Raw genomic sequence first — 1,966 nt, 5'->3', positions numbered from 1 at the left:
TTGCGGGGGAAGGGAAAAACGAAGTGCTCCCCGCTTGCGGGGGAAGGGAAAACAAAGTGCTTCCCGCTCGCGATGGAAGAAGGGGCGTTCGCAGGCCGAATGTCGGTACCGCCGCGCCCTAATCGTCGATCGGGCGCCGCTCGGCGCCGGGGCGCTTGCTCAGCTTGCGCTGCAGCGTGCGCCGGTGCATGCCCAGCAGCCGGGCGGCGGCGGAGATGTTGCCCTGGGTCTCGCCGAGCGCCTGCTGGATGTGCTCCCACTCCAGCCGGTGCAGCGGGATCATGGTGTCGGCGACCTCCGGCTCCGGCGGCGGCGCGGCCTCGGCGCGCAGCGCGCGCAGGATCGCCTCGACGCTGGCGGGCTTGGGCAGGTAGTCGTCGGCGCCGCGCTTGATCGCCTCCACCGCGGTGGCGACGCTGGCGTAGCCGGTGACCAGCAGGATGCGCATGTCGGCGCGGATCGCGCGCAGCGGCGCGATCAGCGCCAGCCCGGAGTCCTCGCCGAGCTTGAGGTCGAGCAGGGCGAAGTCCGGCGGCCGCGCGCGCGCCGCGGCGAGCGCGGCGGCCGCGCTGTCGGCGGTGTCGCACTCGATGCCGCGCCGCTGCAGCGAGCGGCGCAGCGTGGCCAGGTACAGCGCATCGTCGTCGACCAGCAGGCCGATCATGCCGCCGCTTCCGCGATCCCGGCCAGGGGCACCCGGAAGCGGACCACGGTCCCGGTGCCGGGGGCGGGGGCAACGGTCAGCTCGCCGCCCAGTCGCTCGATGGTGGCGTGCGAAAGCGCCAGACCGACGCCGAGCCCCTCCGGCTTGGTGCTGCGGAACAGTACCGGCAGGAAGGCGCGCTGCGCGTCGAAGCCGCCGCCGTAGTCGCGGATCTCGCCGACGAGGGCGTCGCCGTCGAGGTGCAGCGCGAGGTCCACGCGCTTGCGGCCGGACTGCTCGCTGGCGTCGGCGGCGTTGTTGAGCAGCACCAGCAGCAGGTGGCCGAGCGGGCGCTGCACGACCAGCCCGGGCGGCGTGGTGCCGTGGCGCTGCAGCTCGATGGCCGGTCGCACCAGCCGCCAGTGCGACAGGACCTGGTCGAGGCGGATGCCGGCGGGCCGGCCGAGATCGGCGGGGTTGGCGAGTTCGCGCACGCGGTCGCGGCAGGTGCCCACCAGACCGCGCATGGCCTCGACGTCGTCGCGCAATGCCGCCGGCAGGTCGCCATCGGCCAGGTCGTCGATCAGCAGGGTCAGCGTGGCCAGCGGCGTGTTGAGTTCGTGCGCCACCGAGGCGGCATGGGTGGCCAGCGCGAGGATGCCCTCGTTGCGGGTGAAGCGCTCGCGCATCGTCGCCAGTTCCTGCTCGTGGCGGTCGCGCGCCCGCGCCAGCCGGGTCAGGAAGTAGGCCACCACTCCGGTCGAGACCAGGAAGTTGGCGATCATGCCGAGCAGGTGCAGGTCGAAGGCGTCGGTGTGGTGGGTGACCGGCAGCGGCCGGCTCAGCGTCGCGGCCAGCGCGTAGGCCAGCAGGCTGGTGCCGGTGACCGCCAGCGTCCAGCGCAGCGGCAGGCTCTGCGCGGCGAGCGCGATCGGCAGCAGGAACAGCGAGGCGAAGGGATTGCCGATGCCGCCGGTCCAGCCGACCAGCCAGCCGAGGATGGCGATGTCCACCAGCATGTGGGCGAACACCTCGGGCGCGCTCGCCTCGCCGCCGCGGCGCACGCGGACCAGCGCGTAGGCGTTGAACAGCGCCAGCAGCGCCACCGCCGCCCACAGCGGCAGCGCCGGCAGCGGCATGTGCAGCCACTGCGCGGCGGCGAGGATGGTCAGCGACTGTCCGATCACCGCGATCCAGCGCAGCGTGCAGAGGGTCGCCAGGAACTGCGTCAGCGAGGCGTGCATCCGCGGCATCTTAGAGCGTCGCGATGCGACCGGCGCGCGCGCGGCCGGGTCGGGCGGGGCGAGCGGGCGCATCTTGTTC

Annotated in this window: 2 protein-coding genes; both read right to left on the bottom strand. The window is 73.5% G+C overall.

The window, feature by feature from the left end:
- Positions 1 to 118: 118 nt before the first annotated feature.
- Positions 119 to 664, bottom strand: a complete 546-nt coding sequence (locus Z164_RS0119415; protein ID WP_024892292.1) for a response regulator transcription factor — start codon at positions 662 to 664, stop codon at positions 119 to 121.
- Positions 661 to 1,887, bottom strand: coding sequence for an ATP-binding protein (locus Z164_RS0119410; RefSeq protein WP_024892291.1), 1,227 nt, complete (start codon positions 1,885 to 1,887; stop codon positions 661 to 663). The genes Z164_RS0119415 and Z164_RS0119410 overlap by 4 nt, the downstream gene beginning before the upstream one ends.
- Positions 1,888 to 1,966: the final 79 nt, after the last annotated feature.

Origin of the sequence: Luteimonas huabeiensis HB2 (genome assembly GCF_000559025.1) — a bacterium.
Taxonomy (GTDB): Bacteria; Pseudomonadota; Gammaproteobacteria; order Xanthomonadales; family Xanthomonadaceae; genus Luteimonas; species Luteimonas huabeiensis.
This window is presented reverse-complemented; position numbering and strand designations above follow the sequence as displayed.

Coding starts and splice junctions, on each gene's coding strand:
- Z164_RS0119415 (WP_024892292.1), bottom strand. CDS start 664: ATGATCGGCCTGCTGGTCGACGACGATGCGCTGTACCTGGCCACGCTG.
- Z164_RS0119410 (WP_024892291.1), bottom strand. CDS start 1,887: ATGCACGCCTCGCTGACGCAGTTCCTGGCGACCCTCTGCACGCTGCGC.